General features: G+C 43.3%; 17 protein-coding genes. 7 read left to right on the top strand and 10 right to left on the bottom strand.

The window, feature by feature from the left end; translation table 11 throughout:
• Positions 1-523 precede the first annotated feature (523 nt).
• On the top strand, positions 524-745 hold the full coding sequence (locus AC3WQ3_RS18975; protein WP_492473153.1) for a hypothetical protein: 222 nt from the start codon (positions 524-526) through the stop codon (positions 743-745).
• Positions 746-835: 90 nt separating this feature from the next.
• Here the strand turns inward: AC3WQ3_RS18975 and AC3WQ3_RS18980 are convergent, their stop codons facing one another.
• Entirely contained in the window at positions 836-1,738 is a 903-nt protein-coding gene (locus AC3WQ3_RS18980) for a dihydrodipicolinate synthase family protein (RefSeq protein WP_492473155.1), read from the bottom strand.
• A gap of 282 nt (positions 1,739-2,020) precedes the next feature.
• Between AC3WQ3_RS18980 and AC3WQ3_RS18985 the strand changes: the two genes are divergently transcribed.
• Together AC3WQ3_RS18985 and AC3WQ3_RS18990 are read left to right on the top strand one after the other, a co-directional pair.
• Positions 2,021-3,655, top strand: a complete 1,635-nt coding sequence (locus AC3WQ3_RS18985; RefSeq protein WP_492473156.1) for a helix-turn-helix domain-containing protein — start codon at positions 2,021-2,023, stop codon at positions 3,653-3,655.
• 62 nt (positions 3,656-3,717) lie between these two features.
• Positions 3,718-5,415, top strand: a complete 1,698-nt coding sequence (locus AC3WQ3_RS18990) for a cache domain-containing sensor histidine kinase (protein ID WP_492473157.1) — start codon at positions 3,718-3,720, stop codon at positions 5,413-5,415.
• A 39-nt stretch (positions 5,416-5,454) separates the two neighbouring features.
• On the opposite strand, the gene AC3WQ3_RS18995 is transcribed toward AC3WQ3_RS18990, so the two are convergent.
• The 3 genes from AC3WQ3_RS18995 to AC3WQ3_RS19005 all read right to left on the bottom strand — a co-directional run bounded on the left by AC3WQ3_RS18995 (position 5,455) and on the right by AC3WQ3_RS19005 (position 8,948).
• Complete coding sequence (locus AC3WQ3_RS18995; RefSeq protein WP_336781790.1) at positions 5,455-6,345, bottom strand: carbohydrate ABC transporter permease; 891 nt, start codon at positions 6,343-6,345, stop codon at positions 5,455-5,457.
• 14 nt (positions 6,346-6,359) lie between these two features.
• On the bottom strand, positions 6,360-7,250 hold the full coding sequence (locus AC3WQ3_RS19000) for an ABC transporter permease subunit (protein ID WP_154894007.1): 891 nt from the start codon (positions 7,248-7,250) through the stop codon (positions 6,360-6,362).
• A 93-nt stretch (positions 7,251-7,343) separates the two neighbouring features.
• Positions 7,344-8,948 (bottom strand): type 2 periplasmic-binding domain-containing protein, encoded by a 1,605-nt coding sequence (locus tag AC3WQ3_RS19005; RefSeq protein ID WP_492473159.1) that lies wholly within the window; start codon positions 8,946-8,948, stop codon positions 7,344-7,346.
• An 889-nt stretch (positions 8,949-9,837) separates the two neighbouring features.
• Here AC3WQ3_RS19005 and AC3WQ3_RS19010 point away from each other — a divergent pair.
• The gene (locus AC3WQ3_RS19010) at positions 9,838-11,064 is read left to right on the top strand and encodes a multidrug effflux MFS transporter (RefSeq protein ID WP_492473160.1); all 1,227 of its coding nucleotides are present in this window, start codon (positions 9,838-9,840) and stop codon (positions 11,062-11,064) included.
• Positions 11,065-11,418: 354 nt separating this feature from the next.
• Here the strand turns inward: AC3WQ3_RS19010 and AC3WQ3_RS19015 are convergent, their stop codons facing one another.
• Complete coding sequence (locus tag AC3WQ3_RS19015; protein WP_492473161.1) at positions 11,419-12,036, bottom strand: TetR/AcrR family transcriptional regulator; 618 nt, start codon at positions 12,034-12,036, stop codon at positions 11,419-11,421.
• Between the two features lie 123 nt (positions 12,037-12,159).
• Here AC3WQ3_RS19015 and AC3WQ3_RS19020 point away from each other — a divergent pair, with 123 nt between their 5' ends.
• Positions 12,160-12,930 carry an alpha/beta hydrolase gene (locus tag AC3WQ3_RS19020; protein WP_492473163.1) on the top strand — a complete coding sequence of 257 codons (771 nt, stop codon included), beginning with the start codon at positions 12,160-12,162 and terminating at the stop codon, positions 12,928-12,930.
• Between the two features lie 407 nt (positions 12,931-13,337).
• Here AC3WQ3_RS19020 and AC3WQ3_RS19025 read toward each other — a convergent pair whose 3' ends face one another.
• The 4 genes from AC3WQ3_RS19025 to garR all read right to left on the bottom strand — a co-directional run bounded on the left by AC3WQ3_RS19025 (position 13,338) and on the right by garR (position 18,696).
• Positions 13,338-14,699, bottom strand: coding sequence for a TolB family protein (locus AC3WQ3_RS19025; protein WP_336781785.1), 1,362 nt, complete (start codon positions 14,697-14,699; stop codon positions 13,338-13,340).
• Positions 14,700-14,915: 216 nt separating this feature from the next.
• Positions 14,916-16,235, bottom strand: coding sequence for a gluconate:H+ symporter (locus AC3WQ3_RS19030; protein ID WP_492473164.1), 1,320 nt, complete (start codon positions 16,233-16,235; stop codon positions 14,916-14,918).
• A 123-nt stretch (positions 16,236-16,358) separates the two neighbouring features.
• Complete coding sequence (locus AC3WQ3_RS19035) at positions 16,359-17,801, bottom strand: four-carbon acid sugar kinase family protein (RefSeq protein ID WP_492473165.1); 1,443 nt, start codon at positions 17,799-17,801, stop codon at positions 16,359-16,361.
• Positions 17,788-18,696 (bottom strand): 2-hydroxy-3-oxopropionate reductase, encoded by a 909-nt coding sequence (gene garR / locus AC3WQ3_RS19040; protein ID WP_336781782.1) that lies wholly within the window; start codon positions 18,694-18,696, stop codon positions 17,788-17,790. Before garR ends, AC3WQ3_RS19035 begins: the two co-directional genes overlap by 14 nt.
• A 289-nt stretch (positions 18,697-18,985) precedes the next feature.
• Here garR and AC3WQ3_RS19045 point away from each other — a divergent pair, with 289 nt between their 5' ends.
• Positions 18,986-19,639 (top strand): GntR family transcriptional regulator, encoded by a 654-nt coding sequence (locus tag AC3WQ3_RS19045; RefSeq protein ID WP_260503826.1) that lies wholly within the window; start codon positions 18,986-18,988, stop codon positions 19,637-19,639.
• A 74-nt stretch (positions 19,640-19,713) separates the two neighbouring features.
• On the opposite strand, the gene AC3WQ3_RS19050 is transcribed toward AC3WQ3_RS19045, so the two are convergent.
• On the bottom strand, positions 19,714-20,115 hold the full coding sequence (locus AC3WQ3_RS19050) for a VOC family protein (RefSeq protein WP_336781781.1): 402 nt from the start codon (positions 20,113-20,115) through the stop codon (positions 19,714-19,716).
• A 653-nt stretch (positions 20,116-20,768) separates the two neighbouring features.
• Here AC3WQ3_RS19050 and rarD point away from each other — a divergent pair.
• Positions 20,769-21,647, top strand: coding sequence for an EamA family transporter RarD (gene rarD, locus AC3WQ3_RS19055; RefSeq protein ID WP_492473166.1), 879 nt, complete (start codon positions 20,769-20,771; stop codon positions 21,645-21,647).
• The last annotated feature ends 480 nt before the right edge of the window (positions 21,648-22,127 follow it).

A 22,127-nucleotide genomic window follows, 5' to 3' on the forward strand; every position in this document is an offset into this window, starting at 1 on the left:
GACTTAAGATGATAACTTTTATACATAGTTTTGTCTTTTGAGATTTTCTGTATTTGGCTTAGCCTGCTTAAGGGATTTGGTTACTATGAGCACTTGTCTAGATGACGATAGCCTATATATTGGTGAGTTTACCTAGTCCCAGTTTTCAACCACCGCATTTCTTAGGCATAAGGAGGTGTGTTGAAGTTGACCTTTTCATTGGACCTCAATCAGATTACTCGCATAAAAGAAAACTCCTTGCGACAGCAACCGAAAAAGGCAAGCTATCGCTTACTGTAGTAGGGATGCATGTTCTAAAAAATATAATAAGAAGAAGAGCAGAAGTGCAAAAGAGGATGTAGAAGTTGGAGAGGATCACAGAGATATAGAGGAATAAAAGGAGATAAAGAAGCAACCGGGAGTGTCGGTCCAGCCGGTGCGCAAGGAGTTACCGGAACAACGGGCGCGACTGGAATTGCTGGTGCCGATTCGCCGTTTATTGAAACTCTCAAAATAGGAGACATCGAGACATTAATCCCTTTTAATGCTGGGAGCGGAAATAATCAGGCCATTGGGGCACTTGCTTTTGATGGTCAAGACTCCTCTTTCAGGTAATATAGTTTATTACTTAGCTGTTTATAACCAAATTAACGGTTCGTCCATAGATGGCCGTACTACAGGAACTGGGACTGTAGATGATGCTATTCCAATCAATTTTAAAGTTCAAAATCTTACAGGTTTTGCGGTTGGGGATCAATCGTATTGAATATCATTTCTTTTGATAAGAAAAGAAAGCCGCAATGGAGCAGCTTGTCAGTCGGCAGGTGCTCCATTGTCTTTGTTTACCGGGGAGCCTTTAAAAAGAATTTTCCAAGGATTCAATCTCCGCAAGTACGGGCTTCAACAGATCTCTTGCTGTGGGGTGAAGTGGCTGTAAGGGAAGAGGGAGGCCAGGGCCTGAAGTCAAACCAATAATTTCTGCAGCTGCAGCAGCGACACGAAGACTTCCATATTGCCGGAATAGCTTCCAGATCGGTTCGAGCAGAACCGAGTAATCATCTGCCTCCACAGCTCGGCCTTCCAGAGCAAACTGAGTCATTCTCAAGCATAGCTTGGGAAATAAGCCACCCAAAACGGAGTACCATACTTCACAACCTGCCTTTAGGCCTGTAACTGCAAATGGATCTCCGCTTACTCCGATCGTAACATGGGATGGAATAAGTTCACGAAGTTTGTTCACCCTTTCCTTTGCTTTTTCCGAATCACTGGGAACGCCCGGAATTTTAATGGATTGTACACGGGGGAGTCCCGCAATTCGTGCATGTAGTTCATCCGTAAAATGAAAATGGGTAGTAACTGGATTGTCATACACACATAGTGGAACAGAGAGTGAGGCCGTAACGTGTTCATACAAGGAGTAGACCTCTTCCTCCGTCAATGTCTGATACGAAACAGGAGCAAGCAGGACTGCCTGAGCGCCTGCTCGTTGTGCATCTTCTGCTAACTGAAGCACATCTGCGGTGCGTATTGCACTAATGCTTGTCATCACAGGAATGTTATCCGCAGCACCAACAGCAAGCTGCAAGACCCGAAAACGTTCCGAGCGGTTCAAGTAAGCATAGTTTCCTGTGGATCCTAGAGCTCCGATAGAGGAGACTCCGGCAGTAACCAACCGCTCAATTAGATTCACCAATTCTTTCTCGTTAATTTGATGTTCATTCATAGGGGTCAGGGGAAAAGCAGCTAATCCATGAAACATTCATTTCACTCCTCAAAGTTGTAAATATCGAATTACATCAAATTATGAGCCAAATTGGATGATTCAACAGAGCCAATTTGCATAAAGTTTATTGGGCCAATTTGGATTGGAGAGTAGATAAGCTCCTGGCTTTACATATGGACTACCATTTTTAGTTCTGAAGGAGATAGGCTCGTTCACTTTGCAATGGTAAAATAGCTAAAAAGCTCCAGGGCTTTCGCATTTTTCTGCAAAATCAATAGAATAGGGTTCATCACGAAATAACGTAAACTGGGGGTTCTCATGTATAAACTGATGATTGTGGACGACGAATTGTTAATGCGCGTTGGAATTCGTTCCATGCTGAACTGGGAGGAGTTTGACTTTTGTGTTGTTGGTGAAGCAGGAAACGGTAAGGAAGGTCTGGAGCTCGCACTCGAAGCTTCTCCAGATCTGATCATTACGGATATCAAGATGCCCATTATGGATGGTCTGAAGCTTATAAAAGAAGCGTCTTTCGTACTGAAAAATTGCAAGTATGTCATTCTGAGTAATTTTGATGAACTCCATTATGTGAAGGAAGCATTAAAGCTGGGTGCTGTAGATTATTTGATCAAAAGTGAAATTACAGAAACATCCCTGATCGAACTCCTTACGAAAATCAGGCAAAAACTGCAAAGCGAACAGAACAGTCTGACAAATGTACCATTTGTGCAGCATGATTATTCGAAGAGTTTAAGACATCTCAAGGATAGTTTCTTCCAGGATATTGTAAGCGGATTCATAAGTGAGAAAGATATGATTACCAAAGCCGAAGAGCTGCATTTTCGCATACGGTCTGACAGGCTTGTGGTGATCAAGTTTGTCGTGAACTATTACGAGCAAGTGAAGAGGAAATATATTGAGAAAGGAGAGAAGCTGCTCCGCTTTTCGATCGTGAATATTATGGAAGAGATCATTCCATCCAAGTGGAACAAGGAGATTTTAGTTGAAAGTTCATCCGAATATTGGGTTATCGTCAATCTCCCTTCTGGCAGTGGGTCCAACCAGGTCGACATTAATAAAATGTGCAATAAGCTTCTATCCTCAATCAAGGATTTTATGAATCTATCGCTAACCGCTGGTGTAAGTACAACGGTTTCCGGATTTCGCTTTCTTAGGAAGGCATGTCAAGAGGCGGAATCCGCACTAAGGGAGAGTTTTTTCACAGGCAGCAACCAGGTATTGTTTTACGAGAATTTGGCTCAAGCTCCGGCACGATACGAAATTAATGGGATACTGAGTCCGCAGCAACAAAAAGACATTCATAAGTTGTGGGTAAGCAAGGACGTCAAAGAGGCGGAGAAGTTTCTTGAAATGGTGCGATCGGATCTGGAAGCAAAGCGGGGGGATGAGAACAGTATTCGTAAGCAATATATCACGGTAATGGAAATGCTCCACTCCCATATGACACGCGATACTCGAGGCAGCAAGCCTTATTTAAAAGAAGAGTCGCCCTATGAAAGGGTTCTGAGGGGAGAATATTGGGAGGACATTCATCAGGAAATGCTGACTCATATCGCATATTGCTTCAAAGCCGATTCCCAAATCATGCAGGAGCTTACGTATGCAGATCTGGCCATTCAGATCATTGACAAGTATTATGCCGAGGACATTTCTTTGCAAAGCGTAGCTGGCCAGATCAATGTGAACCCGTCGTATCTCAGCAGATTGTTTAAGCAGGAGAAAGGAGAAAACTTTATCTCCTACTTGACACGGGTTCGAATCGAACATGCCAAGACTTATCTATTAAGCCGCGAATTAAAAGTATATGAGATCGCAGATACGGTGGGATACCACAATTACACGTATTTCAGTAAGATTTTCAAAAAGGTAGTAGGTGTAACTCCAGAGGAATACCGTGAGCTAGAGCTGGAGTCCAGGTTATCCCGTGAATAGAGGTGCAGTATATGAAGCGTGCAGGGCTCTTCCGTATCAAGTACAAAATTTTGGTGATTTGTATGACAGTGATCATCCTTCCGGTATTCGTGATGACCATCAATTCATATTACTCTTCTGAACGCTTGTTGGCACAGAATTATACCAAGCTGCTGAGCGATCTGGCCAAGCAGACCAATATTCGCATTGACGAGTTTCTCAAAGAAATCGAGAAAATCTCGCTGCTGGCCAGCAATGGTCTTAACGACAGTTTGTCTGCGACACATGATGGAAGCTTTCCGATACAGGATTTCCTGCGGGATGGTACGGAGCAGAATGAGATTGCGGCCTATAATCTTCTAATGAATTACATCATGATGAAGGATCGCGTATTTTCCATTTACCTCTATAACTTGAACGGAGGACAGGATCTGTTCGTTAGTCCACACCAGCCCATAGACCCCAACTTCAAGATGGCGAACGAATTATGGTTTAAAAAGTTTATGCATTCCAATGATCGAACGATTACGTTGACCACCAGGATTGATAAGCAATTGGAAAATAAAATTCTGGCCGTCTCACACGCACGCAAGATTCATGATGTGACCAATGGAAAACTGCTCGGAGTTATCGTGGTCAGCATCGATATTAGATTTATAGAGATCGTTAATCGCAACTTGCAGGAAGGGCTTCGCTCCAGATTTATGATCGTCGATGAGGATGACAAAATTGTATACAACGTAAATGACCAGCTGATAGGGACCTTGTTCCGTGACAACGTTCGTCCAGTAGAATCATTGAATATTGTCGTAACCAGCCCACTTAGTCAGCAAAAGTGGACCACTTATTTATATATGCCTTTGGATGAGCTGACTGCGGATGGCAAAATACTAGGTCGTAATCTCATCATGCTGGCTATCGTCATGTCACTGTTTGCTGCCATTATTTCGATCTTTCTCTCGCATGTGATCACACGTCCTATTAAGAAACTTTTGCGTAATATCGCGCTGGTTGAAAAAGGACAGTTTGAACAGGTTGAAGAGGTTCGATCTCGAGACGAGATCGGACATTTGTCGGTTCGCTTCAATAAGATGTCGCATGAACTGAAACGTATGGTGGAGCGAATGCAAAAAGAAGAAATAGAGAAAGCCGCAGCCGAGATGCGAGCACTTCATGATCAGATCAACCCTCACTTTCTGTACAATACACTTGGATCCGTAAAATGGATTGCATCCATGCAGCAAGCAGATAAAATCGTGGAAATGACAGATGCACTCATATCGATGCTTCGCTATGCGACCAAGTCGGATGGAACTCTGGTAACCATTCGCGAGGAAGTGGATAATATCATGAATTACGCAACCATACAGAACGTCAGATATTACGGGTCTATTCAGATGAAATATGAGATTGAAAATGAGCTGCTGGATTATCTTATGCCCAAGATGATTCTACAGCCCATTATTGAAAATGCCATCTTTCACGGTTTAGCCGAAATCGAAGAAGACGGTGTAATTACGATTCGTATTCAGCCGCAGGGCGATAATATATCGATAGAAGTTTGCGATAATGGTGTCGGTATGGAACATCATGCCATTCGAAGTTTTATGGAAGGAAGGATTGATCCGGGCAATGGCTCCAATGGAATCGGTCTTCATAATGTGCAGCGGCGCATTCAACTGCATTTTGGCAAACCCTATGGAGTACGGGTAGAGAGTAAGGTGGGAGAAGGTACAATTTTTTCCATCCTGCTGCCTGCTATTGCGAGTGTACCTGAGTAAAAAAAGAAGGCTTGCAGGTGATCCTGCAAGCCTCTTACGTTACCCTTTAACACTACCAAGTACCAAGCCCTTCGTAAAATACTTCTGGAGAAACGGATAAACGAGCAAGATCGGAATGGCACCCAAAAACATCTGGGCGGCGCGTCCGGTTCTGGCATTCATCATGGAGAGCAGCTGAGTGTAATCGGAGCCTGATTTCAGCATGATTTGTTCAAAGCTCTGCAGGAGCGTCTGCAGATAGCTCTGTAATGGATAATTGTCCGGATTGTTCATATAGATAATTCCGTCGAACCAGGAATTCCAATGGGCAACGATACTAAACAACCCGACCGTTGCGAGAGCAGGTTTGAGAAGGGGGAGTAAAATACGGACAAGGACTTGTAAAGGACCTGCACCATCGATAATCGCGGATTCTTCAATCTCTTCTGGCAATCCCCTGATAAAGTTCATGAGAATGACCATACTGAAGACTGGTAGAGCGCCAGGTAATATCAGTGACCAGATCGAATCGATCAGTCCCATTTTGACCACCACGAGATATGTTGGGATTAATCCTCCGTTGAATAACATGGTCACGATGAAAAATCCCATATATACATTACGTCCCATCAATTTTTGCTTCGTTTTTGAGAGCGGATACGCTGTAAGCACAATCAGGACAAGATTAACGAGTGTTCCGAGCAGTGTACGTTTGACGGCTACCCAAAGGGAAGAATAAAATGCCCCGCCGGATAATGCAAATTCATACGCTTTTGTCGTAAATTCTACGGGCCAGAAGGTGACACTGCCTGCAGACACTGCCGCACTGCTGCTAAATGAAACGGCCAGCAGGTTGATAAATGGCAGAATGCATAGTAGAGAGATGATCATTAATATGGTGTAGTTTATGATATGAAACAGACGTCTACCTATACTATTATCGTTGATCATAGTGATAGTCCTCCTTAGAAGATGCGATAGCCTGCTACCCTATACGCCAGGAAATAAGATAGGGCCATCAGTATCGTGGAAATGATGGATTTGAATAATCCGACAGCGGTACCGATGGAATATTGCGCCTGTTGAATCCCTAAACGATACACATAGGTATCAATAATATCGCCTGTTTGATAAACGACAGGGGAGTACAGGTTATAAATTTGATCAAAACCGGCATTTAGTACATTTCCAAGCGATAATACGGTCATCAGCACAATAGTAGGCATAAGAAGCGGCAGAGTAATATATATGGTCTGCTTCCACCGTTTGGCTCCATCAATCACAGCGGCTTCATATAGCCCGGGATCAATACTTGTCAGGGCTGCCAGATAAACAACGGTACCAAAGCCAAAGCCCTTCCAGATATCACTTATAATCATGGTCCACGGAAAAATGGATGGTGTGCCTAGAAATGAGATTTTCTCTATCCCGAATACCCCTAAAAACGAATTAACGATGCCGTCGGCGCTAAGAATATCGAGCATAATTCCAGCCATGATGACCCAAGAGAGGAAGTTGGGGATATAAACAAGGGTTTGGAACGTGCGTTTGACTGCGCTTCTTACGACCTCGTTTAGCAGTAAGGCGAAGATAACAGGCACAATAATGCCGCCTATAATCTTGAAGACAGACATATACAGTGTGTTCCAAATCGTCCTAACGAAATTGGGCTGATTAAACACGTGCGTGAAATTGTCCCATCCTACCCATGGAGAATTGAACCCCAGCCCCGGATTGTATTTCTGAAAGGCAATAACGAGTCCGTAGAATGGGATGTAACTGAAGATGAAAACCAAAATTAGGCTAGGTATCAACATTAAATGGTAGGGACTCTGCTGCTTTAATTTTCTCAGCATTCATTTTCCTCCGTTCACGGTAATAAGATCGAATCTCCGGCAAAATAAAAGGGGAGAGAAGTTAAAATTCCTCATCCCCGCTACCAAACCTATTTATTTCCCGTAAGCTTCATTGACTGCGCGAGTCGCTTCATCCCCGCCGGCAGCTCTCCAGTTCTGAACAATCACATCGAAGTAATCGATACTTTCCGTACCCATAATGATCTTGGTGAATCCTTCGGTCAGAATATCATCCAGAGTTGTGCCGTAGCTCGCCAGCGCTTCTGGGGTTACTCCCCATAAACCTGTCTTGACATAGTTCTCGCTATCGAGCACTTTTTTTGCAAGACCATAAGCATTCTTAGGAGCCCCTTGCTGTAAATAGTCACCGACTGCTCCTGGCGTTGCATTTTCCATGAATTCAACACTGTTGTTATATTTTTGCCACATTCCCGAAGTGGTGAGCCCGCTGGTGTCCTTGGACTGAAGCGCAGCGGATACCGCCTCAAACTGCTCATAGTCGGAGTTCGGATTAAGTACACGGAAAGCTCCAACCACGTGAGCGATATCGTTGTCCAGTAAGGCGGATAACGTTTCTTTCGATTCCTTGCCTTGGCCTTCATCAACGATATAAGCATAGTCGTTCAGGATTTTAATGACTTCTTCAGCATGTTCAAATCCCTTTTTCATGACAATATAGTTGCCGTTCGCGAAAGAGATCGATTGTTTCGCTTCCTTACCGTCGATTGTGGGGATGATATACGGATAGAAGATAGCGTCCTTGCCCAAATTGGCTACCGTATCAACTCCAGGGTTATAGCCCCACCATTGATAGTAAGGCTGCATGCCCACTTTGCCGGCGACAATATCGGCATTCATGGCATTAAAGTCTTTGATCGCGAATTCCGGATCAATGATGCCAAGCTTATACCATTCGGCCCATTCAGCCAGTGCTGCTTTCATCTCCGGTTGAATTGAGCCATATACGAGCTCTCCGCTGTTATCCTCGATCCAAATATCCGGATGGGCGTTCCATGCGATGGCGAGCAGATTCAGATAATCCAGCGATTGATCTACCGCCATGCCATAACCACCGTGCTTCTCCATAAATTTCAGTGCGATATTCTTGATGTCTGCCACGGATTTGGGATCTTCGAGCCCCAGTTCTTCCTTCCAGTCGTTCCTGATCCAGACGAAGTCCGGTTGATCAATTAAACCCCAGTGCATTTGAGGTATCCCGTACAATTGGCCGTCCTTTTTACCCGATTCGAAGCTGTCTGCATCCGCTTTCATATATCCTTTGAGGCGGTCGGAGGCGTACTGATCAAATGCATCTGTAAGATCCATGACCATATCTGCTTCAATTAACTGTCGTAATTGTGAAGGGTTCACCCGAAAGACGTCAGGAAGATCGTTCGATGATATAGCCAGATTCAGTTTGGTCTCGTATTCATCACTAACCCAGTCTGTTTTTACATCAATATTAAGTTTCTCTTTGTATCTCCTGATCCACACATTGTTGGTGATATCATCACCCTTGAGGTATTTGGCCGAGGTGTATTCAGAGGTTACCGTGTGAATGGTTACCGTTCCAGCCTCGTTGGTTTCTGAGTCGTTGTTCGTTGGACTTTTCCCGGCGCTGCCATCACTCGTGCACGCAGCCAGTAATAAGGATGAGATGCATAATGACAACATGACCAATTTGCTTTTCTTGTTCATTTCTTTGCCCCCTTATTAGCAATATTTCGCAAATCTATTCTTGAAAATATTGTAATCTAGAAAGGGATAACGCGATATCAAAGTTATTGACGAGAACGCGTTCGTTTTTTTACTTTTGAAGCTGATAGGAGAATGGAGAAGAAGGGAACGTGCACTTATTTTACTTATGCCTAAACCTTTTTTTACTCAGGAATTGGGTTTTTGTTTTTTCAATACGGAAGCAGAAGGAGTGCGCGATTCATATAAGTCAAAATCAAAGCAAATTCAATGATGTAAATCAGCTGATCTCCCGGGCTTACACCCAACCCAAATCGTAACGCTGGGCATAAAGTGGTGTTAGGTCAATTACCTATAAGGAGTGAATCTGTAAATATGGCATACCCACAATCCATTTTTCCCTATCCTGCTAATCCCTTGGGACTTCAAAATTGCATTAATCGTTTCACGTATATGTGGCTTAGGAATGGAGACAACTTTTGGTTTTTCTTGACAGCGGTCGGTGAATTCAGAGCCTATGGCTACAGATTTTTTGGCGGGAGATGGAATCAGTATTCAATTGGATTGAGTGAGATTCGTTCCTACAATTGTTCTCCGGTCCCAACGTTATATTGAAATAGAAGCAACGGAGCTGCCGTTTATATGGGCGGCTTTTTTTGTGTTGTTTGTGGTTAAAGGTTATGTCAAACGAATAGTAAATGATTAAAAACCGTTAATCTAAAATGATTAACGGTTTTATTTTACTTGGTTTAATACATGAAGCGTGGCTAACTAATAGCAGTTCGTACAACGCTTGAATCATGAACGTTCAAATATAGCTTGACCTAAAGTTAACTCTAAGAGCTATACTGTCTAAAGGTTTAAAGTAATTTTTAGAGAGAGGTATGGATCAATGATTAATAGCAACAAATGGAATGTTGCAGGCCTGGCCTTATTATTGGGTTTATTTTCAACCTTGGGCCCATTCACGATCGACATGTATTTACCAGCATTCCCTGAGATTGCAGCAACGTTCAACACGAACGCTTCACTTGTTCAGTTCAGTCTTACTGCTTGCTTACTAGGGCTGGGTGCGGGACAACTGGTCATGGGACCACTGAGCGATGCTTATGGAAGACGTACACCGTTACTGATCGCCATGGCCGCCTATATCATTTGTTCATTGGCGTGCGCCTACGCTCCGAATATTGGTCTGTTGATTTTGTTTCGCTTCACTCAAGGCTTCTCAGCTTCAGCAGGGATCGTTATTTCCCGCGCGATAGCTCGCGACTTGTACAGTGGACATGAGCTTACCAAGTTCTTCTCCTTATTACTGCTCGTAGGAAATTTGGGGCCTTTGGCAGCACCGATCGCAGGCAGTGGCGTTCTTTCATTTACGACATGGATTGGTGTGTTCATTTCACTCTCTGTTCTGGGAGTTTTCTTATGGGCAATGACCAAATGGCGTCTGAAAGAGACAAACCCGCCTGAACGACGCGTTGCTCCTAACTTCAAACTTCAGTTGCGAAACTATGGACAGCTTCTACGAGACCGGAAGTTCGTAGGTTACATGCTGGCACAGGGAATTATGACGGCTGGAGTTTTTGCATATGTAGCAGGCACACCTTTTATCTATCAAAATATATATGGAGTCACGCCGACGGTTTTTGCTATATTATTTGCTTCCAACGGGATCAGCCTGATTATCGGCTCTCAGCTTGTAGGCCGGTTGGCACAGCGAATCTCTGAGCAGACGCTCTTATTATCGGGACTATGGCTTGCGCTAGTGGCAAGTATTGCTGCCTTGATGGTGACTCTGGCTCATGGCCCTCTGTTTGCTCTGGTTATACCGCTGTTCTTCTTTGTATGCTCTATCGGGATTACGTCAACAGCAGCATTTCCACTAGCCATGGAGAGTCAAGCCAAAAGTGCCGGAAGTGCCGCAGCATTGCTTGGGGTTGTTCCCTTCTTGCTTGGCGCGTTGGTCGCTCCGTTGGTGGGGATTGCCGGTGAAGACACGGCTGTTCCATTGGGCCTTACTTTGTTAGGGACGAGTATTGTTGCGATTATCACTTACTTCGTACTCGTTAGAAAGGTACCCGATCATACTCAAGAGGTTCAGTCCGATCTCAACATGTAGATATACGAGTCCTAAAACATTGTACTTTGAAAAGTCGCTAATACCATTTAGCGGCTTTTATATATATATATAGGGACCAGAGCCCAGTTCTGATGAAGGAATAAGAACGTGTACGAATAGCTATACCTGTAAAGAACGTACTCCAATAAATAATCAGAGAATTGAAAATTCACTACAGGCATAAAGTAAGGTAATTATATTGTTCGTTGTTTTACTACAACACAGTATGTAAAACCGCAGCCAAGCGCTAAGCTCGACTGCGGGTAACAATCTAATAATGCAGTTCATGAACTAATCTGCAATAGTTCCCTCAGGAAATCAAAAAAATAAAAAATACACTGGAGAAACAAAAACTTAAGTTGATTTTGCACCTCTCAGAAAGATACCTACTAACCTTTGACCCAGTGCAAGATTAGATTCATACTTTTGCGTGGTGTTCTCCCGATTCCCCATTAACATCAGGGTCGAAAAAGTCTCAGCTAAGAACATGGGATCGTCTTCGCGGAGTGTTTGCTGGTCCATGGCCAATTGGAAATGGGTCGCCAATACCTCATGAATGCGAGCCTCGGCTTCTCTGATTTCCTGAATTTGGTTTTTCTCAAGGAAAGGCTCAGCTTCTCTAATCATGGTTTCAACCTCTGCATGCGGGTTGGCCAGCCTGGCTTCGGCCAACCGTATAAGTCCATCCTCCAGATGTTCAGCATGATCAAGAAAGTCAGAAGTTACTCGGCGAACATTCTGGAACATGGTTATCATAGCTACCTTAAAAAGTTCAGGCTTGCTAGCAAAGTGATAGTATATGGTCGGCTTAGACACATTGCATCGTTTTCCAATTTGTTGGAGCGTGACAGTTTCGTAGCCGTATTCCATGAACAATTTGGAAGCCGTTAAAATGATCGTTTGCTGCACGGAAATTTGGGTATCCGCTTGCTTGGGTCTTCCGGGTAAACGTTTGGGTGATTTATCTGGCATTGCACACTCTCCTCCATGAATATTTTATGACAAACCTCGTTCATAAGCAAAATCAACTTGTAATTATACTTACCGGTAAGTATAATTTATATGAAATGAAAACGAGTAATGAATAAAGGTGGAATGAAGTTGAAGACAGCAAAACGCAGTAACAAGTGGAAAAAGGTACTCATTTGGTCTTGTCTATCCGTAATTATAGTTGTGATTGGACTTTTCGTTTATCTCCAATCCGTCACGTATAGTCCGTCGGAAAGAGCCGAAGCAGCCATGAACCCGGATAGTCAGGTTAGCATCAATAAGATCAAAAATGGCTATCGGTTTGAACCGGAGGGTACAGAGATCGTGGAACCCAACATCATTTTCTATCCGGGAGGTCTAGTGGAACCAGCCAGTTATGCTCCGTTTGCCAGAAAATTAGCAGAAGAAGGACATAGAGTTTATATTGCGGATATGCCTTTCAATTTGGCCATGTTTGGGGGAAACAAGGCAGATTCTTTTATTGAGGAACATCCTGACGAAGCATTTGTAATTGGTGGACATTCGCTAGGAGGCGTCTTTGCATCACGGTATGCTGCGCAGCATACCGACACGCTAGAAGGTGTCTTTTACTTAGCGTCCTACGCCGATGAGAGTGGAAGCTTAAAGGATACAGACTTGTCCGCATTACAGATCACAGGTACAGATGATGGAGTACTGAATTTCGAACGATGGGAAGAATCCAAAATAAATCTTCCGCAAAACACGACATATGTAAGTATCAAAGGCGGTAATCATGGACAGTTCGGTTCGTACGGGGAACAAAAAGGAGATCATGCACCAGCTATCAAGGAGCAACAGCAATTGGAGGAAGTAGTCGCTGGACTCGAAGGATGGTTTAACTTGATAAATCGCTAATATCTAGTTGTGAATCTTCAATTCTTGATTTGAAACTATTTATAATTACCTTCGTATGTACTATGATACATAGAAGGGAAAATAAGGAATCGACTCAAGGAGGAAGATGGTTGAAAAAGAGCACAAAATGGGTTTTATGGATTTTGGGATTCATGCTGGGCGCAATATTTATTAATTTTTTCATGAATTTATTCAGTTTCGCTTATGCCTTGATTACTGTACTTTTACTTGCCTTAATGGGATGGGGATTCGTAATAAAATTGAAGAATGATGTTCGTCAGTACGAAGATCATTATCGAAGAGAGTCGCATTCGGAGATAAACGATATTGAAAGGTACACAAGGTAGATCATATCACATGCCTCACAGAAAACAGCCGCCTATTTCAAGGCGGCTTTTCTTTTGCGATTAAATGAAAGTCAAAGTCTTTACCAGTGAGATTAAGTGATCCTGATCGGCCCACAAGATGAAATAGGAATACGTACTTCCTTGAATCACAACAGGAGTAGGGTATTTGACAATAAGTGCCGCCTGATTTCTCATTTCTACGGGTTGGTCTTCAGAAGGGAATATGAAACAGGCTTCCTGTGCTTGAACCAATGCAGGGAAGATTCGAGGATTGGTTCCATAGGGTTGCAGGACATGGAAGGCTTCCGCTCTGCATACTGCGTGAAGCTCCTCTTCCGAAGATATGGCCGATATTTGAAAAAATCCGTCCCATCCTTCGAATCGTTCTTCGGTTACTTTGCGCCAGTTTTGCGGATAATAGAAGGATACCTTGTATACCTGGTTTAGGTATAATTTATAGGAATCATGTTCATCGAATTGTGGTGACCAGGCTAGAGATGTAATCCACTTGGCTTCAACAATTTTAGTCGGATGATTAGGGTGATCTAAATCAATAACCCAAATTTCGTCTGCTCGTTCTTGATTGCTGCATCCTGATAAGTATGCAAGTCGTTTCCCGTCCGGAGACCAACTAAGCGGGGTGGAGAAACAGGTGGAGACCGCCCATGTTTTTTGCTGCCCGCCAGCTCGGCTGTCAGTCTGGATGAATGAAACGTATTGATTGTTCACAATATCTGTGGCGCTGTATGCGACTGTCGTAGAGTCTGGAGACCATTCGGGAAAATAGTTCTTGGCCTGAGGTCCACCTTGGAGTTGGGTGCTTACTCCTGTTGATAAATTCACGGTAGTGATTAAGGAAATGCTGGCCCCTGGGGATGTATACAGAGCAAACTCTCCATTCGGAGATATTCTGACATTGTGGAGTGGCCCCTCTGTATTACGCGTTAATTGCTGTTTGTTCATGCCATCCCGGTTGATCTTATATAATTGAGTGATGCCTGCTTCATCCGGTGCTGCATACAGGAAAGCTTCTCCAGAGGGAAACCATTGAACATCGGTGACTCCATATTGAACGATCGAGCCGCTGATATGCGTGTAGATATTGTAGATTACAATCCGATGGTCCTTTACATAAGTCAAGTAATGACTATCCGGTGACCAGCTCAGTAAAGTATAAGGTTCAATCTGATCAATCTGTGCCCATGTTCTGCTGTTAAGATTCAATACCATCACAGTATTATTCTTGCCGATAAAGGCGATATGCTGAAGATCTGGGGACCAATATGGAATTGAATATTCTTCACCAAGATTCTGGGTTAGCTTCATGGTCCGACCTGTTAATACGTGATATAGCCAAATGTCGTACGAACCACCCCCAACATTAGAATTAAAAAGGATTGCTTCACGATCAGTACGATTCATATGCCAATCCGTCCTTCCATTCGAATTCCTACAATATATTCAAGAATGGAAAATGGGCGAATTATTTATTATCGTACCTTATGTTATAAAGCTTGAGGACATAAATACAGATAACAGGCACATGGCATATCAATGGCCTTCTCAATGTATGATCACAAAATAAAGGCATCGTTCTGATAAGAACGTGCCTTTTTTACTTGGTTACGTATTTACGATTTACATGAACATATCCATAATCAGAACACCTGCAAGTCCCACAAGTGAGATTATCGTGACCATGACCGACCAGGTTTTTATCGTTTTACCGATACTAAGATTGAAGTACTCCTTGTAGATCCAGAATCCTGCATCATTGACATGAGAGAAGGTGACGCTACCGGCACCCGCTGCGAGAACCATCAATTCGGGACTTACGCCCGTTGCAGCAACCAGAGGTGCGGCTATACCAGCTGCTGTCATACCGGCTACGGTTGCAGAACCGACAGCAATTCTTAAGATTGCTGCGATCAGCCAGGTTAACAGGAGTGGAGAGAGGGTCGAGCCTGACATGAGATCAGAAATATATTGGTCAATATGACTGTCGATCAAAACCTGCTTAAATGCACCACCACCAGCGATGATTAAAAGGATCATTCCGATCCCGCTTACAGAATCGCTCAGTGAGGTCATAATCTCAGGCATTTTTTTGCCCAGATTTAACCCGAAAGTAAAGATAGCCACAATAACTGAAATTAACAGAGCCACGTTTGCATTACCGATAAAGTCCGTTACTGGCGAAATTGCTGATTCAGGAGCAAAAATCTCAACAATGGTTTGAAGTGCGATCAAAATGACCGGTAGAAGAGCTGTAAAAAGACTGATTCCGAATTTAGGAAGTTCTTCTTCTTTGAATTCCTTCGGATTAAATAGACCTTTAGGGATATCAATCTGCAATGCTTCTTTTTTAAACAGCTTGGTGTAAACAGGACCCGCAAGGATAAAGGCAGGGATCGCAATAATTATACCCAGGATCATCGTTAATCCGATATTGGCTCCAAAAACGTTAGCAACCGCTGTTGGTCCAGGATGCGGAGGCACGAATCCGTGCATGGTGATCAGCGCAGCAATAACGGGCATTCCCAGATACAGAACTGGCACACGTGCAGCTCTCGCGATGGTAAATACCAATGGAATTAATACCACCACCCCTGTTTCGAAGAATAAAGCGATTCCAACAATAGCTGCCGTAATAACTGCTGCTAGCTGAGTCCGTTTTTGACCGAATGCACCGATCATGGTTGTCGCAATACGCTGCGCACCACCGGAATCAGTCATTAGTTTCCCGAGGATACCTCCGAAAATAATAATCATCGTTAAATGTCCGAGCGTCCCACCCAGACCGGATTCGATGGATTCGACAGCTTGAATCGGTGTCATTCCTTCCAGTACGCCAACCGCCAGGGATACAATAATGAGTGATATGAAAGCGTTTAACTTAAAAGCCATCATTAATATGAGCAGTAAAATGACCCCAATGGTAACAGAGATAATTGGCATGTATTTGTCCTCTTTTCTATATTGGCTTGATCAAAGAGACCACAATGTAAGGAGTGCACAATTGATTTTTGTTATATTTATTCATCAGTGTTACTCCTTACAGTCTGGCCATACTAAACTGAATTAGAATGATTTCGAACTCAACATTTCAACGACTTCTTTCAAATCCGTTTTGGTCCCGACGTTACCAGGGAAGATGACATAGGAAATCCCCGGGAATTTACTTTCACTGCCTGTTGTCCACACGGGGATACCTGGACGAATCTGTCCAGCAACGGTAGCTCGTTTTACTTCAAGGCCGTTTGTTCCAATATCGCTCGAGGTAATTCCACCTTTAGCAATGATATACGATGGTCTTACTTCCAAACGTTTGACAATACTCGTGACGGCATCCGAAATTTTGACGGAAAGTTTTAATTCCTCTTCTTTTCTGTCTTCTCCAAGGTCCAAGCGTTCTCTTCGGGTATAGACAGCCACATGTTTACCTTGAAGAATGAATTGGTTGGTAGTCTCCACAACTCTATTAAGCTCGTTCTCGAATTGATCGGGCTCCAGAACAAGATGAACATTAAATTCAACAAATTCTACTGCACCGGACTTTTTCAGTTCTTCAAACTGTTCCGTTGTTTTCTTAACATGGGATCCGATGATGACTAATCCGCCATGATTTGTGTGATCACTCATCATCTCTTTACGAGTGAGCAGGCTTTTGTCACTGACGCCTCCCATGACCTTCGTAAGGGCAGCAGCACTTCTAAACATAAAGTGTTTACCTTTGTTGATGGCTCGAATTAAAGCAATGGTGAAGATCTGTACATCGGCATAGTCAACCGCATTCACAATAACTTTGTTAAAATCCTCAACGTTCAACAGCTGCTGTTCAATCAGATCCATGTTCATGGCACGCAGACTTTCAAGCGAAATGTAAGTCATGTGTTCGGCTTTATACCGACCATTCGATTTTTCCTCAGCCCACTCACCTAAATGGGACTTGGTGTAACCAAAGGTGCGGTCCTTGGCGAATTCGGTTTCTCCAGCAGGAACCAGTTCCGTATCATATTGAACATAGTGAATATTATCAACTGTAAATCGTCCGCCTTCTTTGAAGAAAGGAAGGATGATCTCACCGTCAAATCGGATATCTGACTGGGCTTCAACGGTATCCTTCAATACTTCCGTTTCCAGCGGGTAGTGGCCTCTAAGTGTGGAATCTCCACGACTAATAATGGTGAACTCACGGTTGTTTTTCTTGGCAGCTGCTACGATATTTGCAGCAATGTCCTGGTGTGCTTTTGTCGTTTCTGCAGCTGTAAAGCCACGTGAGTTGGTGAGAACAAAGAACATCGAATTCTCTTCCTTAAAACCTCTGTCGATGCTTTCCAACGACCAATCCGTATAGACCGATACACCATGCACCGTTTGAACGCCAGTTGGATCATCATCGAGCACGATAATTTTGTGGTTAAAGCGTTGAAGCTCTTTATCGATCATTTCATGGACAAGGCTGGTATCTACAGAAGGAATGTTGCTGAACACTTCTTCAACAGACCGGTTATTTGTTTTCATGGTCAAGACCCCTAACTTCGACATTTGCTAATTTTTCATAGTACTGTACGATCCCACCGTGGTCGTCCATTAATTTCCCGTCAACTTTTAGGGCATGGAATATTTCCAACAGGTGACTGGAAAGGGGAAGAGGTACGCCAATCTCGTGAGCTGTATCCATGACATTCGTAATATCTTTCATATTGATCGCAATCGTGCCTCCCGGGGCAAAGTTTCTGTCCAAAATAAGCGGAACTTTGGCATCAAGAACAGCACTGCCTGCTAATCCGCCTCGTATTGCCTGATACATTTTCTCAATATCGATGCCCGCTTTGGCAGCCAGGACAAGGGCTTCGGACATCGCAGCAATATTCAAGTTAACAATGATTTGGTTCGCGAGCTTCGCTGTAACTCCGCATCCGCTATCTCCAACTAGGGTGACAGCCGTTCCCAAGTCAAACAATACGGACTTGGCTTGTTCGAATACGTTTTCTTTACCGCCCACCATAATGGCTAATGTGCCATCAATCGCTTTAGGTTCTCCGCCGCTAACGGGTGCATCCAAAAAGCCGACGCCTTTTTTCGCTGCTTCTTCAGCAAGTGCAATGGAAACAGCAGGAGTTATGGAACTCATATCGATAATAATCGAGCCTTCTTTGGCTCCGGATAAAATGCCCTGTTCCCCCAAAACAACAGCTTGCACATGTTGGGATGCAGGGAGCATCGTGATGATGATTTCACAGTTTTCAGCGACTTCTCTAGGTGAGGAAGCTGCAGCTGCACCTGATTCTACCAATATTTGAACCGCTTCCTGATTCAGATCATTAACGGTTAGTTCGTGTCCTTTTTTTCTGAGGTTTAGAGCCATCGGTTTCCCCATGATGCCGAGTCCAATAAAGCCAACTTTTTTTGCCATGATGTTTTCCTCCTAATAACTTTTCTAAGAAAGGCTTATATGCCTATGAATTGGATGCTGTACACAGATTAGATTCAAACAACGTTGAAGTGAACTTGAGTTACGGAATATAAAATGATTGCTTCAGCAACCGCTTACATCGTTGTTTGCGTTTTCATTGTATACTAAAAATTAAAAATTGTATACATTAAAATATAAAATTGTATACAATTAATGAATTAACGTATACTTTTAATGCTTGGCATCGTTTATTGGAATGATTTTATGAACATAATTTGGTACTATATTTATGATGAGAAATGAAACTGAGGTGAAGTTAGTGCATGACAATAATAGCTCACGACCGGCGTATCATCAGTGTTACGAAATTCTCCGCGACAAGATCTTAAACGGTGAGCTTCCTAGCGGTACAAAGATCGTTGAAGAGAAACTAGCGGCAGAGCTTGGAGTTAGCAGAACGCCCATTAGGGATTCCATACGAAAACTGGAGAACGAAGGATTAATTGTTCAAAAGAAAGTGGTTAAGCCAACGGAAAAGGATTTGCGTAATTTGTTCAATGTTCGGATATTGTTGGAAGGGTATTCAGCTAAATGCGCGGCGAATTTCCTGAAAGACAACGAGATTGAGGAACTGTACAAGTATGTGGAAATCGGGAGATCGGGGACCAAGGATGAGATTATGTCCGCGAATGAAAGCTTCCATAATGACATTGTAAAAGCGAGTAATAATCCGCTCATGATCGATATTATAGACCGGATGCAGGCTATTATTTATCTGTTCAGGAAAACCGTTGTCATCTACAATCGTCCTCATCTGATTGATGAGCATGAAGAAATATATAATGCAATCAAGTCCAGAGACGGCGAGAAAGCCGAAGAGTTGATGAAAAAGCACCTGGAAAACGACCTGAACTTTTATCTCCATGTCATGAGTAATCAGTAAGAGGCAAGAGGGTAAGAGTGAAGAGGTATAACGAAAACGCCGGTGACCTTCAGAAGGTTACCGGCGTTTTTCTATTAGCGTTTCGGCATTTTGCTCTCATCCATGTAGAGCAGGTTCCACCTATGACCATCCAGGTCTGCAAATCCTGCACCGTACATCCAGCCTTCATGTTCACTTGGTTTGCCAAAGATGCTTCCTCCGGCAAATTCAACCTTCTGAATAAAAGCATCGACTTCTTCTCTGCTATCAGCACCAATTGAGAATATGACTTCTGCGCTATGAGAAGTATCTGTGATGGTTGAACCTGTAAATTTCTCGAACGCCGCATCCGGGAACAGCAGAATGGTGGTTTGCCCGATGGTAAGCTTGGCTCTTTCGCTACCAACGCTTACCGCATGGAATCCAATCTCATTGAAAAAAGCAGTTGATTTCTCAACGTCTTTGACTGGCAGGTTAATCCAGATATCCTGTGACATGGCTGTAGCCTCCTGGAATATATTTCGAACTATACTTACTATACTCTACGGTTGCTTCCCAAGACAGCATGAATTGGAAGACTGTGGTAAAGTAAGGAGCGATCAATAAATTGGAGGAGGTTAGTAATCGTTTATGATAAAAGACTTACACCGAAAACGGGGTCCTATCACTCATAGTAAAGGTCTAGTTCAGGTAGCTTTTTCGTTTTTTATTTCTGCGATCATCGGAATTATATATAGCTTTATGATTATTGACGAGACTATAGGTGGGTATATTCAAAAAGTATTACCGAGTAGGGGGGGACCAGACCCTCATCAATATTTGCCTGTTGTGATTACTGTGTTAATTTACTCGTACGTTAGTCAAAAAAAGAGAAGAAATGTTCTGGAAAAAATCTCGTTCACTTGTTTTCAAATCATCATTGCAATAGCAAGCTGTATTTTTTCACTTGTCGTATTATTAGTGACTCAGCAACAATTCATGTGAGCAGCTGGCTAACAATCGGTTGCTTTTTGATATGTTCTTTGCAAGATACCTGGAGGGTAGGTCAAAAGCGTGGCTTCATGCATGTAAGATTATTTCCTTTACTTAGGTTAGGATCAAGGCGTATAATCCGTTCAGACATCAGAGAGAGAAGAGGAGAATTGGATTCATGAACAACGGGTTAGTCAACGCTATAATAGCTTATATCATGTGGGGGGTTCTCCCACTCTATTGGAAATTATTCAACGATGTGCCAGCAGGCGAGATTCTGTCCCACCGTGTCGTCTGGTCGTTTGTCTTCATGGGTATTCTCGTGGCTGTCCAGCGCCGCTGGGGAGATATGAAGCGGATTGCTGCTAATCGGTCACAGCTGCTATCGCTCGCCACAAGTGGACTGTTGATCGCAGTGAATTGGCTTATTTTCATCTGGGCGGTCAACAATGGGCACGTTGTTGAGACGAGTCTAGGTTACTACTTGAACCCACTGCTAAACGTACTGCTAGCCGTTGTTTTCCTTCATGAGAAGCCAAACCGCGGTCAGTGGCTCTCCATTGCTATCGCTGGTGCCGCGGTGCTCATTATCGCCATCGACTATGGTCGTTTTCCATGGGTCGCGATCTCGCTGGCTGCATCGTTTGGCTTGTATGGACTTGCTAAGAAAAAAACGGTGCAAGACGCTTCTGTAGGCTTGTTGTCGGAGACGGCTGTAGTGCTGCCCATCGCGCTAGGCTACTGGATCTATTTGGCGGTCGTAGGAGAATCGACTGCATGGACGCTGTCTTCGTCTATGTTCATCGGCCTGCTTCTTTCTGGCGTGGTAACAGCGCTGCCGCTGTTATTTTTTGCGCGTGCTGCTGCACGGATGTCGCTGTCCACACTCGGATTTGTACAATACATCGGGCCAACCATCATGCTGTTCCTAAGCATATTTGTATTTAAGGAATCAGTATCGCCGGTTCTCCTTGTTGGGTTCGCGTTGATCTGGACTTCACTGATCGTATATGCGATATCATCAGTACGTGGCACGAAACTCGCGAAAGCTAACTGACGGCAGGAGAGATTGGTTTTGTCATCTGGGGCATTACTATCCAATGGATGGTAATGCCCCTTTTGTGGTTTTACTTCAATTTAAATATTTCAACCATCATGAACAACACAAATGAGGGATTCGTACTATAGAAAGTCCAAAAAGGTTTAATCATTTTTTGGTTTAGAAATGCCTTATAGGCATTCCATGATATTAGTTATAGGTATTTGAAATATATGAAATACGCCATACAATAAAGATATAGGAGATCCGATCATTCGAGTGCACCGAAGATCCAATAAGAAACATTATCCTCGATATAAAACCGAATTAGCTTGTTGATGTTATTCACAGGCTGAAATAAGTGCCCCGGTTGGGAGAAGAAATAATCCCAATGCCGTTTTTGAGTTCAAAGATGAAAAAGAAAATAAAGTTTTATGTAAATTCATGAAAAAACTTTAGGATAAGTAAGAGATTTCTTATTGTTAAACTCCTTATCCC

The sequence above is a fragment of the Paenibacillus sp. FW104-T2 genome (assembly GCF_058789975.1).